At 66.6% G+C, this 22,309-nt stretch carries 19 protein-coding genes, 1 tRNA gene and 1 pseudogene; 10 read left to right on the forward strand and 11 right to left on the reverse strand.

The window, feature by feature from the left end:
* Positions 1-1,060 precede the first annotated feature (1,060 nt).
* The 5 genes and pseudogenes from kdsA to tpiA form a co-directional block, all read right to left on the reverse strand.
* Positions 1,061-1,888, reverse strand: coding sequence for a 3-deoxy-8-phosphooctulonate synthase (gene kdsA, locus J6595_RS02135; RefSeq protein ID WP_209592959.1), 828 nt, complete (start codon positions 1,886-1,888; stop codon positions 1,061-1,063).
* A complete protein-coding gene (locus J6595_RS02140) occupies positions 1,882-2,718 on the reverse strand; it encodes a VOC family protein (protein WP_209592795.1) in 837 nt (278 codons plus the stop codon). Before J6595_RS02140 ends, kdsA begins: the two co-directional genes overlap by 7 nt.
* Before the next feature lie 49 nt (positions 2,719-2,767).
* A complete protein-coding gene (locus J6595_RS02145) occupies positions 2,768-4,396 on the reverse strand; it encodes a CTP synthase (RefSeq protein WP_209592796.1) in 1,629 nt (542 codons plus the stop codon).
* Between the two features lie 516 nt (positions 4,397-4,912).
* Positions 4,913-5,491, reverse strand: a pseudogene (secG, locus tag J6595_RS02150) (preprotein translocase subunit SecG); the annotation flags it as partial.
* A gap of 80 nt (positions 5,492-5,571) precedes the next feature.
* Complete coding sequence (gene tpiA / locus J6595_RS02155; protein WP_209592798.1) at positions 5,572-6,333, reverse strand: triose-phosphate isomerase; 762 nt, start codon at positions 6,331-6,333, stop codon at positions 5,572-5,574.
* Positions 6,334-6,580: 247 nt separating this feature from the next.
* On the opposite strand from tpiA, the gene J6595_RS02160 reads away from it, so the two are divergent.
* The 5 genes from J6595_RS02160 to J6595_RS02180 are packed head-to-tail and all read left to right on the forward strand — an operon-like array spanning position 6,581 to position 12,039.
* The gene (locus J6595_RS02160; protein WP_209592799.1) at positions 6,581-8,467 is read left to right on the forward strand and encodes a peptidyl-prolyl cis-trans isomerase; all 1,887 of its coding nucleotides are present in this window, start codon (positions 6,581-6,583) and stop codon (positions 8,465-8,467) included.
* Entirely contained in the window at positions 8,464-9,495 is a 1,032-nt protein-coding gene (gene trpD, locus J6595_RS02165; RefSeq protein WP_209592800.1) for an anthranilate phosphoribosyltransferase, read from the forward strand. The genes J6595_RS02160 and trpD overlap by 4 nt, the downstream gene beginning before the upstream one ends.
* Positions 9,492-10,316 carry an indole-3-glycerol phosphate synthase TrpC gene (gene trpC / locus J6595_RS02170; protein ID WP_209592801.1) on the forward strand — a complete coding sequence of 275 codons (825 nt, stop codon included), beginning with the start codon at positions 9,492-9,494 and terminating at the stop codon, positions 10,314-10,316. The genes trpD and trpC overlap by 4 nt, the downstream gene beginning before the upstream one ends.
* Positions 10,313-10,831 carry a cyclic pyranopterin monophosphate synthase MoaC gene (gene moaC, locus J6595_RS02175; RefSeq protein WP_280890084.1) on the forward strand — a complete coding sequence of 173 codons (519 nt, stop codon included), beginning with the start codon at positions 10,313-10,315 and terminating at the stop codon, positions 10,829-10,831. Before trpC ends, moaC begins: the two co-directional genes overlap by 4 nt.
* Positions 10,828-12,039: a molybdopterin molybdotransferase MoeA gene (locus J6595_RS02180; RefSeq protein WP_209592802.1), complete on the forward strand. Its 1,212-nt coding sequence runs from the start codon at positions 10,828-10,830 to the stop codon at positions 12,037-12,039. Before moaC ends, J6595_RS02180 begins: the two co-directional genes overlap by 4 nt.
* Before the next feature lie 103 nt (positions 12,040-12,142).
* Here J6595_RS02180 and J6595_RS02185 read toward each other — a convergent pair whose 3' ends face one another.
* Positions 12,143-13,255: an alkene reductase gene (locus J6595_RS02185; protein WP_209592803.1), complete on the reverse strand. Its 1,113-nt coding sequence runs from the start codon at positions 13,253-13,255 to the stop codon at positions 12,143-12,145.
* Positions 13,256-13,429: 174 nt separating this feature from the next.
* Between J6595_RS02185 and J6595_RS02190 the strand changes: the two genes are divergently transcribed.
* From J6595_RS02190 to J6595_RS02210, 5 genes are all read left to right on the forward strand, one after another.
* Entirely contained in the window at positions 13,430-14,512 is a 1,083-nt protein-coding gene (locus tag J6595_RS02190; RefSeq protein WP_209592804.1) for a glycosyl transferase family 90, read from the forward strand.
* Positions 14,513-14,537: 25 nt separating this feature from the next.
* The gene (locus tag J6595_RS02195) at positions 14,538-15,407 is read left to right on the forward strand and encodes a 23S rRNA (adenine(2030)-N(6))-methyltransferase RlmJ (RefSeq protein WP_209592805.1); all 870 of its coding nucleotides are present in this window, start codon (positions 14,538-14,540) and stop codon (positions 15,405-15,407) included.
* Positions 15,408-15,461: 54 nt separating this feature from the next.
* Positions 15,462-16,016, forward strand: a complete 555-nt coding sequence (locus J6595_RS02200; protein ID WP_209592806.1) for a hypothetical protein — start codon at positions 15,462-15,464, stop codon at positions 16,014-16,016.
* Between the two features lie 144 nt (positions 16,017-16,160).
* Positions 16,161-16,760: a glutathione S-transferase family protein gene (locus tag J6595_RS02205; protein ID WP_209592807.1), complete on the forward strand. Its 600-nt coding sequence runs from the start codon at positions 16,161-16,163 to the stop codon at positions 16,758-16,760.
* A 294-nt stretch (positions 16,761-17,054) separates the two neighbouring features.
* Positions 17,055-17,129, forward strand: a tRNA-Gln gene (locus J6595_RS02210).
* A 216-nt stretch (positions 17,130-17,345) separates the two neighbouring features.
* Here J6595_RS02210 and J6595_RS22920 read toward each other — a convergent pair.
* From J6595_RS22920 to J6595_RS02235, 5 genes are all read right to left on the reverse strand, one after another.
* Entirely contained in the window at positions 17,346-17,579 is a 234-nt protein-coding gene (locus tag J6595_RS22920) for an SUMF1/EgtB/PvdO family nonheme iron enzyme (RefSeq protein WP_209592961.1), read from the reverse strand.
* 111 nt (positions 17,580-17,690) lie between these two features.
* Positions 17,691-19,493: a chloride channel protein gene (locus tag J6595_RS02220; protein ID WP_209592808.1), complete on the reverse strand. Its 1,803-nt coding sequence runs from the start codon at positions 19,491-19,493 to the stop codon at positions 17,691-17,693.
* Positions 19,494-19,667: 174 nt separating this feature from the next.
* Positions 19,668-19,955, reverse strand: a complete 288-nt coding sequence (locus J6595_RS02225) for a hypothetical protein (RefSeq protein WP_209592809.1) — start codon at positions 19,953-19,955, stop codon at positions 19,668-19,670.
* A 349-nt stretch (positions 19,956-20,304) separates the two neighbouring features.
* Positions 20,305-20,580 carry a hypothetical protein gene (locus J6595_RS22925; RefSeq protein WP_209592810.1) on the reverse strand — a complete coding sequence of 92 codons (276 nt, stop codon included), beginning with the start codon at positions 20,578-20,580 and terminating at the stop codon, positions 20,305-20,307.
* An 80-nt stretch (positions 20,581-20,660) separates the two neighbouring features.
* Positions 20,661-22,241, reverse strand: coding sequence for a gamma-glutamyltransferase family protein (locus J6595_RS02235; protein ID WP_245197535.1), 1,581 nt, complete (start codon positions 22,239-22,241; stop codon positions 20,661-20,663).
* Positions 22,242-22,309: the final 68 nt, after the last annotated feature.

Genomic DNA, 22,309 nt, shown 5'->3' on the forward strand with positions numbered 1-22,309 from the left:
CGCTTGGCGTTGACGCCGTTCTTGAAGACCGTCGGCCACCGGTTTCAGCCATGACCGGCAGAAGCCCAAAGCCGCGATAGTCACTCGCAAACCGTCATCCTCGCCCTTGTGGCGAGGATCTACCGCCGTGGGAGCGATGGAACGATGCAGTCAGCGCCTTGCCGCCCACGGATCGACCATGACACGCGACAGGAGATCCTCGCCACGAGGGCGAGGATGACGGCAAACCGGGGAAGGCAGAGAGCGGGGTTTCCGCCTATCCCTCGACGACGATGGCGTCGCGATGTCTTGAAGTGAGCCAAAGCGCAGGAGCATGGTCGATCTCCCCCCTTGTGGGGGAGATGCCGGCAGGCAGAGGGGGGCGCGACGGGCTCTGCGGCCGAGACAACACACCCCAGCGCAGCCTTGGCATCGACGACCGTCGGCCACCAGTTTCAGCCATGACCGGCAGAAGCCCAAAGCCGCCCATGGCCACCCGCAAACCGTCATCCTCGCCCTCGTGGCGAGGATCTACCGCCGTGGAAGCGATGGAACGGTGCAGTCATCGCCTTTCCGCCGACGGATCGTCGATGACGCGCGACAGGAGATCCTCGCCACAAGGGCGAGGATGACGGTCAATCGGAGACGGCAGGGAGCGGGGTTTCCGCCTATCCCTCGACGACGATGGCGTCGCGATGTCTTAAAGTGAGCCAAAGCGCGGGAGCAAGTTCGATCTCCCCCTTGTGGGGGAGATGCCGGCAGGCAGAGGGGGGTGTGCCGCGCCTGACGGCGCAGACAACACACCCCAGCGCAGCCTTGGCATCGACGGCCGTCGGCTACCTGTTTCGCCATGATCGGCAGAAGCCCGAAGCCGCCCTTGGCCGCCCGCAAACCGTCATCCTCGCCCTTGTGGCGAGGATCTACCGCCGTGGGAGCGATAAAACGGCGCAGTCAACGCCTTTCCGCCGACGGATCGACCATGACAGGCGACAGGAGATCCTCGCCACAAGGGCGAGGATGACGGCAGTTCTGATGACTCCAGCAACAACCGAGCCCGCAATGCCAGCCTGCCCTTACCCGTCTAGCCCTTCGCCAGCTGATCCAGCGCCTTCAACCGCTTCAGCATCTCCGCCATCTGGTCGAGCGGCACCATGTTCGGCCCGTCGGACGGGGCGTTGTCCGGGTCCTCGTGGGTCTCGACGAAGAGCCCCGCGACTCCGACGGCCACCGCTGCCCGCGCCAGGGTCTCGACGAAGCGGCGCTCGCCTCCGCTAGAGCCGCCCTGGCCGCCTGGCTGCTGGACGGAATGGGTGGCGTCGAAGACCACCGGCAGGCCGGTCTCGGCCATGATCGGCAAGGCGCGGAAATCCGAGACCAAAGTGTTGTAGCCGAAGGAGACGCCGCGCTCGGTGAGGAGGACGTTGGGATTGCCGCTTTCGGTGACCTTGGCCGCGACGTTCTTCATGTCCCAGGGTGCGAGGAACTGGCCCTTCTTGATGTTGATCACCCGTCCGGTCTTCGCGGCGGCGATCAGGAGGTCGGTCTGGCGGCAGAGGAAGGCCGGGATCTGCAGGATGTCGCAGACGGCGCCGACTTCGCGGCACTGCTCCTCGGTGTGGACGTCCGTCAGCACCGGCAGGTCGAAGGTCTCGGCGACCTCCTGAAAGACCGGGAGCGCGTCGGCGAGGCCGATGCCGCGCTTGCCGTTGAGGCTGGTGCGGTTGGCCTTGTCGAAGCTCGCCTTGAAGACATAGGGGATGCCGAGGTCGTCGGTGATCCGCTTCATCTTTTCGGCGATCATCATCGCATGGTCGCGGCTCTCCATCTGGCAGGGGCCGGCAATCAGCGCGAAGGGCGCGGTGTTGGAGAAGCTGGCCGACTTGGCGGAAACGGTGGTGGCGGTCATGATCTCTCCTCGATGAAGCGGATGGCGCCCAGGCCATTGGGGCAGGCGATGGCGACGCCGTCGGCGCTCTCAGAATAGGCCACGCCCTGCCCTTCCCAGAACTTCTTCGCGAAAGCGAGGTCGGCAACCGTGACGGTCAGGCTGGCGATCGCCAGCGGGGTCGAGCCACCGGCAACGACGTCCAGACGCCCGCCGTCGAGCGGGATCGTCCAGTCATCATCGCCGTTCTCCTGGACCCGACTGTCCGCGACGCTCGCGAGATAATCGCGGAACATCTCGGGGTCCTCCACCTTGATCGTGACGCCGGCCATGCCGGTCGCGCCGTTCGGATGGGTGGTCAAGGAAGAGCGGTCCGGCTTCGCCGTTTGCCGCGCCTCGCAGTAAAAGAAGCTCGGCGCGTCGGCGGCATGGATCGCGGCAAAGGCCAGGCGGAAGGAAAGCTCGGCCGAGCCGCCGTCCGGCAGGCGCATCGTGCGGCCGAACTCGACGAGACCCTCCTCGCCGGCCTCTTCGTCCAGAAGTTGCTCGCGGTCGGCCAGGGCATCGTCCGAGCGGAAGGCAATGCCGGAGATCGCCGGCCTGTCCGGCAAATTGCGCAGGGCCGCGTCGCGCTCGATAAAGAGATGCCCTTCGTCCTTCGCCGCGTCATAGGCGGCCGGATCGACGATCGAAAGAGGCTCGATATAGCGCCCGTCCGCCAGGAACACGCAGGCATTGCCCGTCCCGAAGGGATGGGCGGCCTCGGGCGCGACGACAAAGCCGAGGCCGAGGAACCATTGCCGTGCGGCGCCGAGCGCATCGAACGGCATCACCAGATGATCGATCGAACGCATCGGCGTCTCCTTACTGCCCGCCAAGGGTCATCCCGTTTGCGGCGACCGGTCACACAAGCCTACTCTGCTCCAGCGCGGCCGCGACGAAGCTTGCGAACAGCGGATGCGGCTCGAACGGCCGCGACTTCAGCTCGGGGTGATACTGGACACCGATGAACCACGGGTGGTCGGCAAGCTCCACCGTTTCCGGCAAGAGCCCGTCCGGCGACATGCCGGCGAAGATCATGCCGGCTTCTTCGAGCACCGGCCGGTAGTCGCGGTTGACCTCGTAGCGGTGGCGATGGCGCTCCTCGATCTCGGTCGAGCCGTAGATCTCGGCGATCTTCGAGCCGGCCTTCAGTGCCGCCTTGTAGGCACCCAGGCGCATGGTGCCGCCGAGATCGCCTTCGGACGCCCGCTTTTCGAGCTCGTTGCCCTTCAGCCATTCGGTCATCAGGCCGACCAGCGGTTCCGATGTCTCGCCGAATTCCGTCGAGCCGGCCTTTTCGATGCCGGCCAGCGAGCGGGCGGCCTCGATCACCGCCATCTGCATGCCGAAGCAGATGCCGAAATAGGGAACGTTGTGCTCTCTTGCGAAGCGGGCGGCGTGGATCTTGCCCTCCGAGCCGCGCTCGCCGAAGCCGCCGGGAACGAGAATGCCGTTCACCCCTTCGAGATAGGGCGAGGGATCCTCCTTTTCGAAGACCTCCGATTCGATCCAGTCCAGCCGCACCCGCACCTTGTTGGCGATGCCGCCGTGATAGAGCGCCTCCATCAGCGACTTATAGGCGTCCTTCAGCCCGGTATATTTGCCGACGATGGCGATGGTCACCTCGCCTTCCGGATTGCGGATGCCATCCACCACCTGGTGCCAGCGCTGCAATTGCGGCTTCGGCGCCGGGTCGATGCCGAAGGCGGCCAGCACCTCGGTGTCGAGGCCCTCGTGGTGATAGGCGATCGGCACGTCGTAGATCGTGGCGACGTCCAGCGCCTGGATCACCGCCGTCTCTCGGACGTTGCAGAACAGCGAGAGCTTGCGGCGCTCCTCGGCCGGGATCGGCCGGTCGGCGCGCACGAGCAGGATGTCGGGCTGAATGCCGATGGCGCGCAACTCGCGGACGGAATGCTGGGTCGGCTTGGTCTTCAGCTCGCCGGCAGTCGGGATGAAGGGCATCAGCGTCAGATGGACGTAGATCGCCCCGCCGCGCGGCAGATCGTTGCCGAGCTGGCGGATCGCCTCGAAGAAGGGCAGCCCCTCGATATCGCCGACGGTGCCGCCGATTTCGCACAGGACGAAATCGTAGTCCTCGTTGCCGTCGAGGACGAATTCCTTGATCGCGTCGGTGACATGGGGAATCACCTGCACGGTGGCGCCGAGATAGTCGCCGCGCCGCTCCCTGGCGATGATCTGCTGGTAGATCCGCCCGGTGGTGATATTGTCCATCTTGTTGGCCGAGCGGCCGGTGAAGCGCTCGTAATGACCAAGGTCGAGATCAGCCTCGGCGCCGTCGTCGGTGACGAATACTTCGCCGTGCTGCGTCGGGCTCATCGTGCCCGGATCGACGTTGAGATAGGGGTCGAGCTTCCTCAGCCGGACCCTATAGCCGCGGGCCTGCAGAAGAGCACCCAGAGCCGACGAAGCGACGCCTTTCCCCAGAGAGGAAACCACGCCGCCGGTGATGAAGATGTATCGCGCCATGGGCCTTCCCGATAACCGCGCCGCGGCGATTCTGCCAGTCACAAAACGCGCCGCGTTCCGATTGGTCGCATCCGAAGAGATGCGGCGAATGACGAAAGTCCCGGCGAACCGGCCCATTCAAGCCTGCCTGCAGGCGAACGGCCGTAGCCAGACTTTCAAAAAAACGATGGACTAAAAAATATGGCGGGGCGCCGATCGGCACCCCGCCCCTTCGATGCCATCCGGTGACGGCGCTTACTGCGTGGTCGACGAACCGGCTTCGGGTTGAACCTCAGGCGAGGTGTTTGTCGTCTCGTCACCCTGGGACGGCTCCGGCGTCACCGGCGTCACCGGCTCACCTGTCGGCGAGGAGGCGGACGGCGCTGCAGATGATTCGGATGTGCTGTCGCTCGCGGGAGCCGAGGTCTCGCCCGTCGGAGAAGCGTCATCCTGCTGCCGCGTCGTGCCGGCTGGCGGGGCCTCGACCGGCGGTACGGTCGTCTCGTCCGCCCCCTGCGGCGTATCGCCGGCCGGGTTGGCGGGAATCGTCTCGACAGCCGGCGCCTGCGGCGACGTCGCAGCGTCGCCCGAAGGCGCCGCAGTGCCTGAACTTGCGGGCGCTGCCGTGTTTCCGCCGGCCGGCGCGGCGGGCTGAGCCGGCTCGGCCGGCGCGGTCTCGCTGGACGGCTGTGACGACTGGTCGATCAGCGAGGGGCTCGATGCCGGCTCGCCAGAGGCGGACGGAGCAGCCGCACCGTTCTGGCCGGCCGCGCCCTCACCCGAAGCGCCGCTCTGCGAATCTGGCATGCCGCCAAGCTGGTCGAGCAGGCTGCGGTCTTCGCCGCTGGTCTGTCCGGACTGCGCCGGCAGCGTGTCGAGGATGTCCGTCGGGCTGGAGCCATAGCGCGCCAGAAGACCGAGCGACAGCGAGGTGATGAAGAACCCCGCTGCGAGGATCGCCGTCGTGCGAGTAAGCGCGTTGGCCGCGCCGCGGGCCGACATCAGGCCGCCACCGCCGCCGATACCGAGTGCTCCACCTTCAGATCGCTGCAGAAGCACCACGATGACGAGCGCGACGACGATAATCAAATGGATGATGATGAGAATGGTTTCCATCGAACTTTCGTTGAGGGTCATTTCACGGGAATTTCGCGCCTTCTACAGAAGGAAGCGCGGTATTCCAACCAGATTCCGCGTCAGGCCTCCAACGTCGGGCACGCTCGGCATATCGCGATGAAGTCTTCCGCCTTCAAGCTCGCGCCTCCAATCAGCGCCCCGTCGACGTTGTCGACGGCCAGAAGCTCGGTTGCATTGGATGGTTTCACCGACCCGCCGTAAAGCAGCCGAATGCCGCCGGCAACGTCGGCGCCGAAGCGATCGGAGAGTTGCGCCCTCAGAAAATCATGCACTTCCTTCACATCGTCGAGCGTCGGAGTTCGGCCGGTGCCGATCGCCCAGACCGGTTCATAGGCGACGACGGTGTTCTTCTCCGTCACGTCGTCCGGCAGAGAACCCGCCAGCTGGCCGCCGAGAATATCGAGGGTCTTTCCGGCCTGGCGCTCTGCCTCCGTTTCACCGATGCAGACGATCGCGGTCAGGCCGGCGCGCCAGGCCGCCGTCGCCTTCGCGCTCACATCCGCGTCGCTCTCGTCGTGATCGGCCCGGCGCTCGGAGTGCCCGACGATCACATATGTCGCACCGACATCGGCCAGCATTTCGGCGGCGATGTCGCCGGTATGGGCACCGGAGGCCTCGGCGTGACAGTCCTGGCCGCCGATCGCGACCTTGCCGAACAGGGCGCCGCCGCTGGCCGACAGCATCGTCGCCGGCGGGCAGATCAGGAGATCCTTCCCCTCGCCCGCCTCGAGCGCCTCCGCAGCGATCTTTTCGAGTTCGGACAATTGGCGCAACAGGCCGTTCATCTTCCAGTTGCCGGCGATGAGGGGTCTTGGCTTCATCGTGTCTTCATGTCCTCCCTGGGCGTCCTGCAGCGATTTTCGCCCGGCCCGCCGGTCTTGTCGGCGCGACATTCGGCGATCGATCTTCGAAAATCAATCGCAAGCCATCGCTTGCGCCCCTTGCCGCCTGTTCACTAATAAGGCGTTGCGCGGCGTGGCCCGCATACACGGGACCCGGATAAACGGGACACGGCAGACCAGGCGAATCGGCAAGGACCGGCTTTACCGCCAAAGGAGGAAGACGACGATGCTCGAGACGATGCGCAACAGCGTTTCCGGCTGGACGGCGAAGATCCTCCTCGGACTGCTGATTCTGAGTTTCGCCGTCTGGGGCATCGGAACATCGCTCACCGGGGGGCTGACGCGGACGGTGATTTCCGCCGGCGAGACGGAAGTGACCCCGTCGGAATACGCCTTCGCCTATTCCCAGGCGGTGAACCGGATCTCGCGCCAGATCGGCCGCCAGCTCAGCGCGCAGGAGGCGGCGACCTTCGGGGTCGAGCAGGGCGTCACCAGCCAGCTGATCGCCGGCGCCGTCCTCGACGAGCAGAGCCGCAAGCTCGGTCTCGGCGTCTCGGACGAGAGGCTGGCGCAGGTGATCGCCGACGATCCGACCTTTCAGGATGCCAACGGCCAGTTCTCACGCGCGACGTTCCAGTCGATCCTCGCCAATGCCGGCATCCGGGAAAGCGACTACATCGCCCGCCAGATGAACGTCGCCCGGCGCTCGCAGCTCGTCGACGCGGTGGTCGAGGATGTTGAAACGCCGAAGGTCTTCCTGACCGCTCTCGGCCTTTACAACGGCGAGCGCAGAACCGTCGATTACGTCAGCTTGTCAGCCCCCGAGGCTTCGACGATCGCCGATCCGACGACCGAACAGCTTTCCACCTATTTCGACCAGAACAAGGCCCGCTACGCCGCGCCGGAATATCGCTCGATCTCCTATGCCGAGGTAACGCCCCAGTCGCTCGCCGATCCCAAGGCAATCACCGACGCCGAAGTGAAGGCCGACTACGAGGCGCGCAAGGCGAGCTACACGACGCCCGAGCGCCGCCGCATCCAGCAGATCGTCTTTGCCGACAAGGCCGCCGCCGAAGCCGCCAAGGCCAAGCTCGATGGCGGGGCAAGCTTCGAGGAGGTGGCGAAGGAAGCCGGGCGGTCGCCCGCCGATATCGACCTTGGCACCGTCACCAAAGCCTCGATCCCGGCCCAGAAGATCGCCGACGCCGCTTTCGCTCTTCGGCAGGGCGAGGTCTCGAACGTCGTCGAAGGCGTGTTCGGCCCGGTGCTGTTGCGCGTGACCAAAATCGAACCCGAGGGCGTCGAACCGCTGGCGAAGGTCCAGGATCAGATCCGCAAGGATCTCGCCCTGTCCAAGGCCGCCGATGCCGTCGATGCCGCCTACACGGCCTATGAGGATGCCAGGGGCGGCGGCGCGACCTTCGAGGAAGCCGCCAACCAGGCCGCCCTCACGGTCAAGACCGTCAAGGCCATCGATCGCAACGGCAACGGCCCGGACGGCAAGCCCATCGACCTGCCGCAAAAGTCCGACCTCCTCGCCGCCGCCTTCGACAGCGAGCCGGGCGTCGATGCGCTGCCGGTCAATGTCGATCCGAGCGGCTACGTCTTCTATGACGTCGTCAACATCGATCCGGCACATGATCGGAAACTAGAGGACGTGCGTGACAAGGTCGTTGCCGACTGGAAGCGCGAGCGGGCAGGCGAACAGCTCGAAGAGCGCGCGAAAAGCCTCGCCAAAGAGGTCGAGGGCGGCAAGAGCATTGCCGACGTCGCCAAGGAAGCCGGCGTCCAGCCCATGGCGGCAAACGCCGTCACCCGCCAGTCCGGGGCCTCCGAACTCGGCCAGGCCGGTGTCGAGGCTGCCTTTTCCGGCCCCGACGGCTCTGTGCAGACGGCGCCGGGCAAGAGCCCCGATACACGGCTCGTCATGAAGGTCACCGAGGTCGCGCCGCCGGCGGACCCGATGGCGAACGTCAGCGCCGGCGAACGCCAGCAGATGGCGGGGATGCTCGAGAGCGATCTCTATCAGAGCTACGTGACGCTCCTGCAGAACGAATATCCGGTCCGGATCAATCCCGGCGCCCTCGAACAGGCAAAGGCGCTGGTGCGATGAGCCGTACGCTGAAACCGTTTCTGGCCAAGGCCGCCGACGGTCTCGCGCTGACCCGCGAGGAGGCGACCGAGGCCTTCCAGGTGATGATGAGCGGCGAGGCGACGCCCTCCCAGATCGGCGGCCTGTTGATGGCGCTGAGGGTGCGCGGCGAGAGCGTCGACGAGATCACCGGCGCGGTCGCTGTGATGCGGGCCAACATGGCGCGGGTTGCGGCGCCGGAGGGCGCCGTCGACATCGTCGGCACCGGCGGCGACCACGCCGGCACCTACAACATCTCGACGGCCTCGGCCTTCGTCATCGCCGGCTGCGGCCTCGTCGTCGCCAAGCACGGCAACCGGGCGCTGTCCTCGAAATCGGGGGCGGCGGACGTCCTGACGTCGCTCGGCATCGACGTCGATCTGAAACCCGAGCAGATCGGCCGGGCGATCGCCGAGACCGGCCTCGGCTTCATGTTCGCGCCGACCCACCATGCGGCGATGCGCTTCGTCGGCCCGAGCCGCGTCGAGCTCGGCACGCGCACCATCTTCAACATGCTCGGCCCCCTCGCCAACCCGGCCGGGGTGAAGAAGCTGCTCGTCGGCGTCTTCTCGCCGCAATGGCTTCGCCCGATCGCCGAGACGCTTCTGGCGCTCGGCACCGAGGCAGCCTGGGTCGTCCATGGCGACGGCCTCGACGAGATGACGCCGACCGGCACGACAGAGATCGTCCAGCTGAAGGACGGCGTCATCAGCGAATTCACCGTCGATCCGGAGGAAGTCGGCCTGAAGCGCCGGCCGCTCCATGAACTGAAGGGCGGCGACGGCGCCTACAATGCCGCGGCCTTGAAGGCGGTGCTCGACGGCGAGCCCGGCGCCTATCGCGACGCCGTTCTCCTCAACACCGCCGGCGCGCTGGTCATGGCGGGCGCCGCGCCCGACCTTGCGGCCGGCATCGCCAAGGCAGCCGAGGCGATCGAATCGGGCCGGGCCAGGGACGCGGTCCGCCGCCTCGCCGAAGCGACGCAGGCCCTCGGCAAGGAAAACCGATGACCGACATCCTCGCCAAGATCCGCGACTACAAGCTGGACGAGATCGCCGCCGCCAAGGATGCGGTGCCGCTCGGCGAACTCGAAGCGAAGATCGCCGATGCCGCCCCGCCCCGCGGCTTTCATGCGGCGATCGAAACGACACTCGCGGCCGGCGATCTGGCGCTGATCGCCGAGGTGAAGAAGGCGAGCCCCTCGAAAGGGCTCATTCGCGAGGACTTCGATCCGCCGAGCCTTGCTGCGGCCTATGAAGCTGGCGGCGCGACCTGCCTCTCCGTCCTCACCGACGCCCCCTCCTTTCAGGGCAGCCCCGAGTTTCTGACCGCGGCACGGGCGGCGACGCGGCTGCCGGCGCTTCGCAAGGATTTTCTCTACGATCCCTATCAGGTGGCGGAAGCCAGAGCCTGGGGCGCCGACGCGATTTTGATCATCATGGCGGCGGTGAGCGACGACGTCGCCGCCTCGCTCGAAGAGGCCGCGGACCGCTACGGCCTCGACGTTCTCGTCGAGGTCCATGACGAGGACGAAACCGAGCGGGCGCTCAAGCTCGCCTCGCCGCTGATCGGCATCAACAACCGCAACCTAAAGACCTTCGAGACCAGCCTCGACACGGCGGAAAGGCTGGCGAGCCTCATTCCCGGCGACAGGATCGTCGTCGGCGAGAGCGGCATCTTCACCCATGCCGACTGCCTGGAACTGTCCGACCACGGCATCCGCACCTTCCTCGTCGGTGAAAGCCTGATGCGCCAGGCGGACGTCGCCGCGGCGACCCGCGTGCTTCTGGGCAGTCCGCGCGACCCGAATGCCGCGGGAGCGACCTCTTGAGCCGGAGCGAGGAGAGCGAGGCAGGCGGCCCCCGCCTCACCCATCTCGACGCCAGCGGCAAGGCGGCGATGGTCGATGTCGGCGACAAGGCCGAGACGGTCCGCATCGCCGAGGCCGAGGGTCTCGTGATCATGAGAGCCGAAACGCTGGCGTTGATCGAGGGCGGCGAGACGAAAAAGGGCGACGTCGTCGGCGTCGCGCGGCTCGCCGGCATCATGGCCGCCAAGCGCACCCATGAGCTGATCCCGCTCTGCCACCCGCTGATGCTGTCGAAGATCGGCGTCGAGATCGCCACCGAGCCGTCCTTGCCGGGCCTCAGGGTCACGGCGTCGGTGAAGCTCACCGGCCGCACTGGCGTCGAGATGGAAGCGCTGACGGCCGTCTCGGTCGCCTGCCTGACGATCTACGACATGGCGAAGGCCGTCGATCGGTCTATGGAGATCACCGGCATCCGGCTCCTTGCGAAATCCGGCGGCAAGAGCGGCGACTTCTCGGCGGAGGCACGAAAGCCGTGACGATGATCTCGGTCGAGGATGCCCGCGAACGGCTCGTCGTGGCGGCAGAGCCGATCCGCCGCACGGTTGCGGTTTCGCTGTGCGAGGCGGCCGGGCGTGTGCTTGCCGAAGATGTGGTCGCGAAGCGGACCCAGCCGGGCTTCGATGCCTCGGCGATGGATGGCTATGCCCTGCGGGCCGCCGATACGGCGGCGCCGTTCCACCCTCTTGCCGTGATCGGCGAATCGGCCGCCGGACGGGCCTTCTCGGGAAAAGTCGGGCCCGGCGAGGCCGTGCGAATCTTCACCGGCGCCCCGGTGCCCGAAGGCGCCGACGCGATCCTCATCCAGGAAGACGCCGAGCGCACGGCGGACGGCGCCCTCCTGCCGAAGGAAGCCGTCTCGCCCAGCCAGCATATCCGTCCGGCCGGCGTCGACTTTTCCGCCGGCGGGATCTTGGTGAAGGCGGGTACGCTGCTTTCCCCCGGCGCCGTCGCCTTGGCTGCGAGCGGCGGCCATCCGCGTCTCACCGTGCTCGATCGGCCGAAGGTCGCGGTGCTCGCCACCGGCGACGAACTCGTCTCGCCCGGCGAGGCCGTCGGCCCCTCGCAGATCGTCGCCTCCAACAGCTACGGCGTCGCGGCGCTCGTCGAGGCCTCGGGCGGCGTGGTCGTCGACTGCGGCATTGCGAAAGACGACGAGGACGAGATTGCCGGCCATCTCGACCGGGCCCTTTCCGAGGGCTGCGACTGCTTCGTCACCATCGGCGGCGCCTCGGTCGGCGACCATGATCTCATCGGCAAGGTGTTTTCGGCCAGAAAGGTCGAGATGGCGTTTCTGAAAGTCGCCATGCGTCCCGGCAAGCCGCTGATGGCCGGCCGCATCGGCGCCATGCGCCTCGTCGGACTGCCCGGCAATCCCGCCTCCTCGATGGTCGCCGCGACGCTCTTTCTCGCCCCCCTCGTGGCGCGGCTCGCCGGCCGGCCGGACCGCCCGATGGCGCGGCGCGCGATCCTCGGAGCGGATATTCCCGAAAACGGCCCGCGCACCGATTTCATGCGTTCGCAAACGGCGCTCGGAGAGGACGGCAGCCTCGTCGTCACCCCCCTGTCACGCCAGGACTCTTCGCTGCTTTCGATCTATGCCGCCGCGCAGGTTCTCCTGATGCGGCCGCCGCATGCGCCGGCGGCCCGGGCAGGAGAGCCCTGCCAGGTCGTCGATCTCGGCTGACCTTGCCCAACGGCCGACGAAACGAAGCGGGCGGACACCTCAGTGCCCGCCCGCTAGAACTTGAAAGCTGGAGGCAGGATCTCTCCTGCCCTCATTTCGCCTGTCAGGCAGCGCTGGCGTAGCGGGCCCTTTCCTCGGGGTTCAGCGCCGGATAGTCGGTATAGCCGGTCTCGTCACCGCCATAGAACGTCTTCTCGTCCCATTCGGCCAGCGGCGCGCCGAGCTTGATGCGCGTCACCAGATCGGGGTTGGAGATGAACGGCCGGCCGAAGCAGGCGAGATCGATCTCGCCCTTGGCGAGCCGCTCTTCGGCGAGATCCGGGGTGTAGTTGTTGTTGCCCATATAGGCGCCGGCGAAATGCTGGCGCAGCGACCAGGCCTTGAACTCGTGCGGATCCCGGTCGCCGCGAGTCGCGCCCTCGATGACATGGAGATAGGCCAGCTTGCGGGCCGACAGTTCCTTCACATAGGCGGTGAAGACGGCCTCGGGATCGCTGTCGGCAAGGTCGTTGGCCGGCGAGACCGGCGAGATGCGGATGCCGGTGCGCTCCGGCCCGAACACCTTCGTCACCGCATCGACCACCATCAGCGGAAAGCGCATCCGGTTCTCGATCGAGCCGCCGAATTCGTCGTCGCGCTGGTTGGCGCCGTCGCGCAGAAACTGGTCGAGCAGATAGCCGTTGGCCGAATGGATCTCGACGCCGTCGAAGCCGGCCGCTTTGCAGTTCTCCGTCGCCTTCACGTAGTCGTCGACGACACGCTGCAATTCGCTGGCCGCAAGAGCGCGAGGCGCGACGGCGTCCTTCATCCCGTCTTCCGTGAAGGCCTGCATCTTCGGCGCGATCGCCGAGGGTGCGACGGGCAGCGCCCCGCCCGGCTGGAGATCGGGATGCGACACCCGGCCGACATGCCACAGCTGCAGGACGATCTTGCCGTCCTCCGCGTGAACGGCGTCGGTCACCTTCTTCCAGGCCGCGACCTGCTCGTCGTTGAAGATGCCCGGCGTCCAGGCATAGCCACGTCCCTCGGGCGAGATGTTCGTCGCCTCGGTGATGATGAGGCCCGCTCCGGCGCGCTGGCGGTAGTATTCGACATGCATGTCCTTCGGCACGCCGTCGCTGGTCGCACGGCTGCGGGTCAGCGGCGCCATGACGACGCGGTTCGCAAGGCTTACCGGGCCGAGATCATAGGGCTGTAGGAGATGGTCGTGGTTCATGATAGCCGATGTCCTTTGATGGGCGCCGCCGCCATTCAACGCGGTATCGGCGCCTGTTCACGCCCTGATGTGGTGCGCCGCAGCAAAGCGGAAAGCGCAATGAACGTTGTGTTCTCGCCTGGAAGACGGTTCGAGAACACACAGGACGACGAATCGAGGAGGATGCCTTCCGTGTTGAACCGCCCGAAAGACAGGGCTCTCGATACGATCGCCGAATGGGCCGATCGGGAACTCGCCTTCTGGCTCCACTGCATGGCGGGCCCGCGCGACTTTTCGGCCGAGCATGCCCGGCTGAACGAAACGCGGCGCTCGATCTTCCTGTTCGACATCGCGGCGGGCCACGCCGCCATGCGACCGAAGCCAGACTTCTTCACGGCCGAAGAGATCGAAGCGCGCGGCTGCATCGACACCCGCCGCGCCGGCCTCTACCGCGATTTCCTGGCGGACTGCGTGAAGGGCGCCGCCATGCCGGCGAAGCCGGCGACGATCGCCATCGACGTCTCCGACTTTCCGCTCATGTCCCGGCAGGCGCCGATCTTCTGCTTCCACAAGCCGCGCGGCGCCGCCAATCCGCTCGTTCCCGACGTCCACTTCTTCACCCACGACTGGTATGCGGGCGACCGCGATACGACAAGATTTGCGCAGAAGCGCTCGGCCGCGGTGTTCGCCGGCGCCTCGACCGGCGGCTCGGTCACCGCCGACGTCCTCAGGAACGCCGCCCTTCCCCGCCTACGCCTCGCACAGGAGCTGCACGGCCATCCCGACATCGATTTCAGGATCACCGCCGCCGTCCAGTGCGAAAGTCCGGCCGTCCGCGAAGCTCTGGAGGCGCAACCCTATTTCGGCTCGCATCTCTCCTGGGCCGAGCAATATGGCCATCGCTTCATCATTTCCGTGGACGGCAATGCGGCAGCCTGGTCCCGCGTCGTCCGGGTTCTGATGAGCGGCAGCGTCCTGATGAAATTTCCCTCAGACAGCGTCCTTTATTATTATCACGGGCTCGCGCCCAACCGCCATTTCCTCCCCGCCCAAAGCCGCGAGGACATCGAGGCCTTCATCGCGCTCGATCGCGCGGGCGCGCTCGATCTTCCGGCGATCGCCAAGCGCGCCAACGGCTTTGCGCGCGACTATCTCGCCAGGGACCGCGTCGTCGCCTATGCGCAGGCGATCTTCGGGGCCTATGCCCGATGGCAGACCGGCGAACCGGCTCCGACCCGGAGCCGCTGGCGCTCGTTCCTGCCCGGGACGAAGGCATGAGCAAGCCGATTAGCCAAGCCACACCATGAACTATCGCCACGCCTTTCACGCCGGAAACTTCGCCGACGTCGTCAAGCACGCGCTTTTCTGCCGGCTGGTGCGCTATCTGCAGCGCAAGGACGGCGCGATCCGGATCTACGACACCCATGCCGGGCCGGGCCTCTACGACCTTTTCGGCGAGGCGGCGACGCGCACGCTGGAGCACGAAGAAGGCATCGCGGCGCTTGCCGCAGCCGATCCGTCGGTCCGGACCCATCCCCTCCTGGCCGACTACTGGGCGATCGTCGAACCCGACATGGCGCAGGGCCGCTATCCCGGCTCGCCGCTGATCGCCCGCCGGCTGCTCCGTCCGCAGGACCGGCTGTCGGCCTATGAACTCCATCTGGAGGACGGCGCGGCGCTCAAGGGGCTGTTTGCCGGCGATCCGGCGGTGAAGGCGATCGCCCTCGACGGCTGGCTGGCGCTCGGTGCCCATGTGCCGCCGAAGGAAAAGCGCGGCCTGGTTCTCATCGATCCGCCCTTCGAGAAGCTCTCCGAGGTCGACGACATCGCCTCGGCCCTGAAGAAAGCCCTCGCCCGCTGGCGCGGCGGCACCTATGCCGTGTGGTATCCGATCAAGCGACCGGCCATGGTGGAAAGGCTTGAGGACGCCCTCGTCGCCGTCGCACCGAACGAGATCGTCTTCGCCGAGTTCCTGCGCGAGCCCCACACGTCCGACGAGCGCCTCGTCGGCACCGGCCTTGCGGTGATCAACCCGCCCTTCGTCTTCACCGAGGAGGCCGAGACGCTTCTCGCCATGCTCCTGCCGGTGCTTCAACGCGGCAGCAAGGCAACATTCGCGATCAAAGATGCGCGTGGGGCCGGTTCGTCGCGGGCGGCGCCGGCCAATCGGTGATAGGCTTTGCCGCAAATCGATGTTCGCTCACATGTCGTGCGGGAGTTTGCCACGATGACCAGGCTTGGTGCCATTCTTCTGACGCTCGGCGTTCTTCCGGCCACGCTGGCTGCGCCGGCGATGCCCGCGGCCGCCGCCGACATGCAGGTCTACCGGGCCGAACCCCTGCCCTCCAACGTTCCGGCCTGCGACGATGCCGCCGTGCTCGGCGAGGTCGAGGACCAGTTCGAATACGGCGCGCCGCGCATGCTGGAGACGAAGCTCGAGATCGTCGAATTCAAGGGCATGTTCGAAAAGGCCTATCAGCCGCAGATCAAGGACGATCCCTACCCGGCGCCGAACCCGATCGAGCGGCGCTATTGCCAGGCCAAGGCGCTGATCTCCGATCACCAGTGGCGAACTGTCTATTACGTCATCGAATACCCCATGGGATATGCGGCGGCGGGAGACTATCTCGGATTGTTCTCGCCGGTTCGCGGATGGCGGGCCGAGGGCTGCGTTCTCGGTCTCGACGTCTGGCACGTCTATGGCGCCAACTGCCAGTCGCTGCGCCGGGTGCCTGCCGGGACCGCCACATACGCCAATCCAGGCTACGTCTCGAAATACTGAGGCCTATGAGGCTCGCGACGCAGGCCCGTCCCTGCGCGCCGGACGCTTCATGCCCTGATTTGCCGCCCCATCCCCTTGCCGGAGGCCGGCTCGTCGCCGATGATCGGGCAACGGCCGCTGCCGTCATGCTTCAGGAACCAGCCAATGCGCGTTTTCTATTCCTCCGCCTCCCCATTCGCCGCCAAGGTGAGAATGGCGGCAAGCCATTGCGACCTGCCATTTGAAAGCGTTGCGACGGATACGATGGCCGAGCCGGCGGAGCTGCTTTTTGCCAATCCGCTCGGCAAGATTCCGGTCGTCGTCCTCGATGACGGCATGGCGCTCTATGACAGCCGGGTGATCTGCGACTATTTCGACAAGCTCACCGGTGGCCAGCTCCTGCCCCAGGGCCTTGAAGCCTTCACCAGGGTCAAGGTGATCGAGGCGTGTGCCGACGGCATCTGCGACGCTCTGATCCTCGCTCTCTACGAGGAGCGCTACCGTCCCGAGGACAAGCGCCATCAGCCCTGGGTCGACAAGCAGATGGCCAGGGCCGATCGCGGCCTTGCGGCGCTCGAAAAGATGCTTCCCGACCTGCCGGAGAAACTTTCGACTGCGCATTTCGCCATGGCCAGCGTGCTCGGCTGGATGAGCTTCCGGTTCAAGGGCAAGCTGGAGGCCGAACGGCCCGCCCTCGCCGCATGGATCAAGGCTTTTCCGGAAAAATTCCCGGCCTTTTCGCAAGTCGGGCCACGCCCGGCCTGACGCTCGAACGACTGTAGCTGGGGCAAGGGCGGGCGACAGACAAGCCGTATCACGGTGCTCGCCCCGGCCGCCGTAACCGCCCGACGCTCTCGCTGACAAAGCGTGCAGCGCCAACTCGGGCCCGGTCGGGCATATCTGGAGAGTCGTCAGCATCCGGCCCTGCGCTGGCATCAGCCCGCCTGGCTTTGAAAAATTGGCGGACGCGAAAGTTTTGCCGCAGCAAAGAGCATAGCCAGACGCATTGCATGGATCGCCTCGAGCCGGTAAGAGACCGGCCCTGACCCATCGCGTCATTGGGGCGTCGCCAAGTGGTAAGGCAGCGGCTTTTGGTGCCGCCATTCGCAGGTTCGAATCCTGCCGCCCCAGCCAGACCCAGCTATGAGCTGTCAGGGCGCTGCTTTGCGCCACTTTCTGGCCGAGCGCGAGGCCTTCCTGAATACGCCAAGGCAAACTCTGGCGCCAGGAGGCTCGAACGGGGCTCGTGATTCAGCTCCCTCGGACATCGGACAGTCGAAAGCATATTCGATCGCAGTGATGTCTGCCGGCGCCCCAACCGAGAATCGCAACGCCAAGCCGAAGCCCCTGCTATGAGAGGCCGCCCTCCGTAACCATCCGGCGGGTGCCGCGAGCCTGCCTGTCGCGCGCCTTCGCGGCGCGCGTCAACGACCGGATATGAAATGGGTCGCGGGTCCATTCCCAGACAGTGCCGACCATGTCGCAGAGGCCGACCTCATCTAGGGGAACGGCACCGACGGGGCATGCGCCGAGAAATCCGTCGGCACAGGTATTGGTCGAACGCTGCTCGCCGAAACAGCCGATCGGCTACATCGAGGGCGTGGCGAGATAGTCAGAGGGCAACAACCGTGCGACGTCGGCGTCGCCGCCGAGGGTAGAGCGCGCGGCCCGCATCGCTGTTGGCGGCGATCTTCTCTACGCGGCCGGCCTTGCCCGCCGTGGTGTCTCTGTCGAGCGGCCGCGCTGGGGGCCCATCATGTCGACGCGGACCTTGTCGACCTCCTCGGCGTAGCGGCGCAGCAAATGGCTCTCGCTGAGCATTCCAAGGAGGTTCGGCTTGGCGGCGTCGGAGACGACGGCGAGCGTATCGCAGACGTTTCGTTCGAAGGCGCGCGAGGCCTGCCGCGCCGACATCTGCGGCTGCAGCCAGACGTCGCGCTGGGCGAGAACCGCATCGAGCCTTGCGTCGGGATCGGCCGCGAAGGCTGCGAAGGCATCCGAAACCGACACCATGCCTGCGTAGTTACCGAAATCGTCGACGGCGATGACGCTCTTGGACGAACCGAGCGGGAACGACCGGCAGAATTCCTTGAGGCCGGCATCGTCACGCACGGTCTTGACGTCGCGGCGCATCAAGCGCCCGACCGTGAGATTACGCACCAGCCCGACATCGTGGGCGCTGCGGATCGTTTCGCCGCGCAGGTGAAAGCGCCAGGTCGTGAAGGAGTAGCCGAAGGTCGCCCGGACGACGAGCGAGGCAAGCCCGGCGGCCGCCAGAACGACCGTCGCCACCGGCAGGCTGCCATAGAGTTCGAAAGCGAGAAACCCCATCGTCAAAGGGCCGCCGACGATCGCCGCCGCCATGCCGGCCATCCCGACCGTCGCCGCGAGGGTCGGATCGCCGAGCGTGTGCGGAAAGAAGGCATCCCCCACGAGAAAGAACAGCTGGCCGATCAGCGTGCCGAGTAGCAGGGACGCGAAGAAGAGGCCGCCGCGGAAACCGGAGCCCAGCGACACGGCCGCTGCCAGCGCCTTGCCGCCGATCATCAGGGCGAGCACACCCATCTGGATCGGAGCCTGTTGGAGCACGAGCCCCATCGCGCCGTGGCCGGCCGAAAGCGCCTGCGGCACCTCCATGACGATCGGGATGAGCAGGAGGCCGCCGATGAGCGGCCGGTAGAGCTGGGCGACGCCGAGGCGCGAATAGGCCCGTTCGATGGCCGAGACCAGCACCATGACCAGGATTCCGCACCCGGCCGTGACGATCGCCAGCACCATGAGGGAGACGAACTCCGAGGACGTGACGGCGTGGTCGAGCGGAACGTGCACCATGACAGTGTGGCCGCCGATCAGCGACGTCACGCCGACCGCGGCGATCGCCGCCGCCATGACCGGGGCGAGCGAGGCGATGGTGTAGGTGCCGATGATCAGCTCGAAGGCGTAGAATGCTCCGGCGAGCGGCGTGCCGAAGGCCGCCGCAATGGCGCCGGCCGCGCCGCAGCCGACGAGCAGCCGCATGTCGCCGCGGCGCGCATGGACGTATTTGCCGAGCTTGGAGCCGAAGGCGCCGCCGAGCTGCGTATAGGCCGCCTCCAACCCGACCGACGCGCCGGCGCCGTTTGAGGCAATCGTCTGGGCGACGATCAGGAGACTGTCGCGCATCGACATCTTGCCGCCGTGCAGGGCGTTCGATTCGACCGGATCGAGAGGCGCTCGGCCCTGCCGCTTGGTCCAGACGGCGAGCCCGAGCAGTGCCAGTCCGCCGGCGAACGGCGCCAGCAGCGACAGGCCCCACGTCATCTCACCAATGGCGCTGAGCCGCTCCTGCGGACCGATGGCGAACAGGAGCATCTGGATCCCGTGGGCGGAGGTGCTGATGGCCACGACCCCGAGGCCCGAAACGCTCCCGACGCAGAACGCCGCGAGGACCAGCCAGACCTCGCTGCGGCGGATCAGGATCGACAGCCGCTGCTGCAGCGAGACCTTGTGCGCCAGCATCCGCATCGCGGATGGCAGCGAGCGGGTCGAATTGGTTCGGAAAGTCGAGACAGAGGACATGAGGGGACGCGGAACAGATATCTTGGGAGAACGGCCGGTCTCAGCCGGCGGGCACACACTTCAAGGTGCGTGAAGGGTCGAGCGGCAATCGCGTTCGCTGGGGTGCTCGTCGCATCACGCCGTCCCCACGAGGGCGTCGCTGAGGTCGAGCGGCGGCGGCGGGTAGTGCAGCTTGCGCTGGCCGCCCAGGCCACGCGTATCGCACATCGTCCTTGGCGGCGGCTCGAAACCGGCCACGCAGCTCTCAGCCAGCGCGTCGAGCGTCGGCGTCTCGATGACCGGATGGCCGGCGCAGTCGAGAAGACGACCCGGCGACTGATCCACCGTCACCAGAAGGACGTTAGAGCGCCGTGCGTCCCAATGGACGCACAAAGAACGCTCTAACCTATTGAATCTACGCATCGTGCTTTCCACGAATCCATTCCGATTTTTGGGCCGATGCTGTAGGCTGGCCCACCATCTGCAATGGCTCTCCATCGGATCATCTGCCCGCATCCGGCCCTCCCGGGCCGTTTGATCAAACGGCAATCCTCCTATACGAGGCGATAGTCAAATCAGATAATCTTATAGACTTCATATAGCGGCATGGATCGGAGACTTCTGCCGTCTTTCGCTGTGCTGTCGCAGGAGCTGAACTTCGGTCGCGCGGCCGGCGGCTCGGCATCAGTCAGCCGGCCCTGTCCCAGGAGATCCAGCGGCTGCGACAGCTCGACGATGCGGCTCAAACCATCGACCTACCGGATTGGCCGGCTCAGACGACACAAAGCGCTGCTCGCAGGCGCTCCGGCGTACAGGGCAAGTCGTAAATCCTGATGCCCGCCGCATCGTGCTCGGCGTTGGCAAGCGCGGCCACGGCGGGCCCCTGCGAGCATTTCCCTGTGCCAAGAAACGGCTCGCCCGGCCGGTCGCTCGACTTGCCGGCCGGCAGATTCGGCGCCTCGCGCAAGTTCCGCATTCCGGCGCCAATCGACGATTGCTGGCGCCAGACCTCGTGCCTGATCGCCGCCCCCAGCATCGACAGCAGCATCCCGGGTGGCCGCGCGGCCCGCGGTCACAGCGCATTCAGCACTTGCAGGATCGCCGGGTCTGCTGCCGGGACCGGAAGGATCAGAAGCCGAGGGCCATGCCGTCCTTGCGGCTCTCGGTGCCGCCTTCGAGGCAGGAGGCGTGGATTAAGATCGCCTGGCTGCCGCCGATCGGGCTCGTTGCGACCGACAGGGCGTGACCTTTCTCAGCGAGTGCCGTGCGGGTCGCTTGCGCGAAGCCGGGCTCGATCTGGAGCTCGCCGCCAAAGGCGAAGCTACGCGGCTCGTCCATGGCCTCCTGCAGCGACATCCCCCGGTCGAAGGCGTTGACGAGAAGATTGGCATGGCCGGCCGCCTGATAATGGCCGCCCATGACGCCGAAGGGCATGATCACGCGGCCCTCCTTCGCCACCATACCCGGGATGATCGTATGCATCGGCCGCTTGTTCGGGGCGATCGCGTTGGGATGGCCGGGAATCAGCCGGAAGGACGCGCCGCGGCTCTGGAACAGGACGCCGGTTCGCGGGTCGAGCCGCGTCGAGCCGAAGCCGTGGAACAGCGAGTTGATCAAGGACAGGGCATTGCCCGCCTCGTCGACGACGCAGAGATAGATCGTGTCCTCATGCGCCGGCTCGTCCCAGAGGGCGGGCCGTCCGGCCCGGGCCGGATCGATCCGCGCCCGCATCGCCGCGATCGCCGCCTCGCTCAAAAGCGTGTCGGCGAGGCCGGGGCATGAGTCGGGGTCGGCGATGAGAGCGTCGCGGTGGTGATAGGCGATCTTGGTCGCCTCGGCGTGGATATGGCAGCGCTCGGCCTCGTCCATCGCCGCCATATCGAAGCCTTCGAGGATCTTCAGGATGATCAGGGCGGCGAGGCCTTGGCCGTTGGGTGGACATTCGTAGACGTCGATGCCCCGGTAATTGGCGGAGATCGGCGAAACCCAGTGCGCCGCGTCCTTCCCGGCGGCGAAGTCTTCCGGCGTGTGCAGGCCGCCGAGGCTCTTCAGATGGGCGGCCATGCTCTTTCCGGTCGCGCCCGCGTAAAAGCCCGCCGCGCCGCTTTCGGCGATCTCCGCCAGACGGTCGGCGAGGAGCGGCTGGGCGTGGCGGCTGCCGGGCTGCGGCGAGGAGCCATCCGCCATGAACACCGCGCGGGCATGCTCGTCGCCCGAAATCAGGGCGGCGTTGTTCGCCCAGTCCATGGCGACGCGTGGCGTCACCACATAGCCGTCCCGGCCATAGCCGATCGCCCGTTCGAAGACCCTCGAAAGCGGCATGGAGCCGTGATCGGCCGACAGCCGGCACCAGGCCGATATGGCTCCCGGGATCGTCACCGCATGGGGGCTCGTCTGGGGAATTTCGTCGGAATGGCCGGCGCCGCGCATCGCCTCGATCGAGGCGGCCGCCGGCGCGCGGCCCGAGCCGTTGAGCGCCTTCGGCAACTCACCCGCCGGGGCATAGAGCGCGAAACAGTCGCCGCCGATGCCGGTCATCAGGGGATCGACGACGCATTGGACGGCAAGGGCCGCCAATCCCGCATCGACGGCGTTGCCGCCGGCCTGGAGCACTTCGAGCCCCGCCGCCGTCGCCAGCGGATGGGATGTGGCGATCATCGCGCGGCCGGTATAGGTGGACGGGCGGCGGCCGGAAAAGAAGTCGAACATGGCGTCCCTGATCGTTCAGTTGCAGGAAGCCGGCGCGGTGCCGGGGAGATAGCGGTCATTCGGCGCGA

Origin of the sequence: Jiella mangrovi (assembly GCF_017815135.1) — a bacterium.
GTDB lineage: Bacteria > Pseudomonadota > Alphaproteobacteria > Rhizobiales > Rhizobiaceae > Jiella > Jiella mangrovi.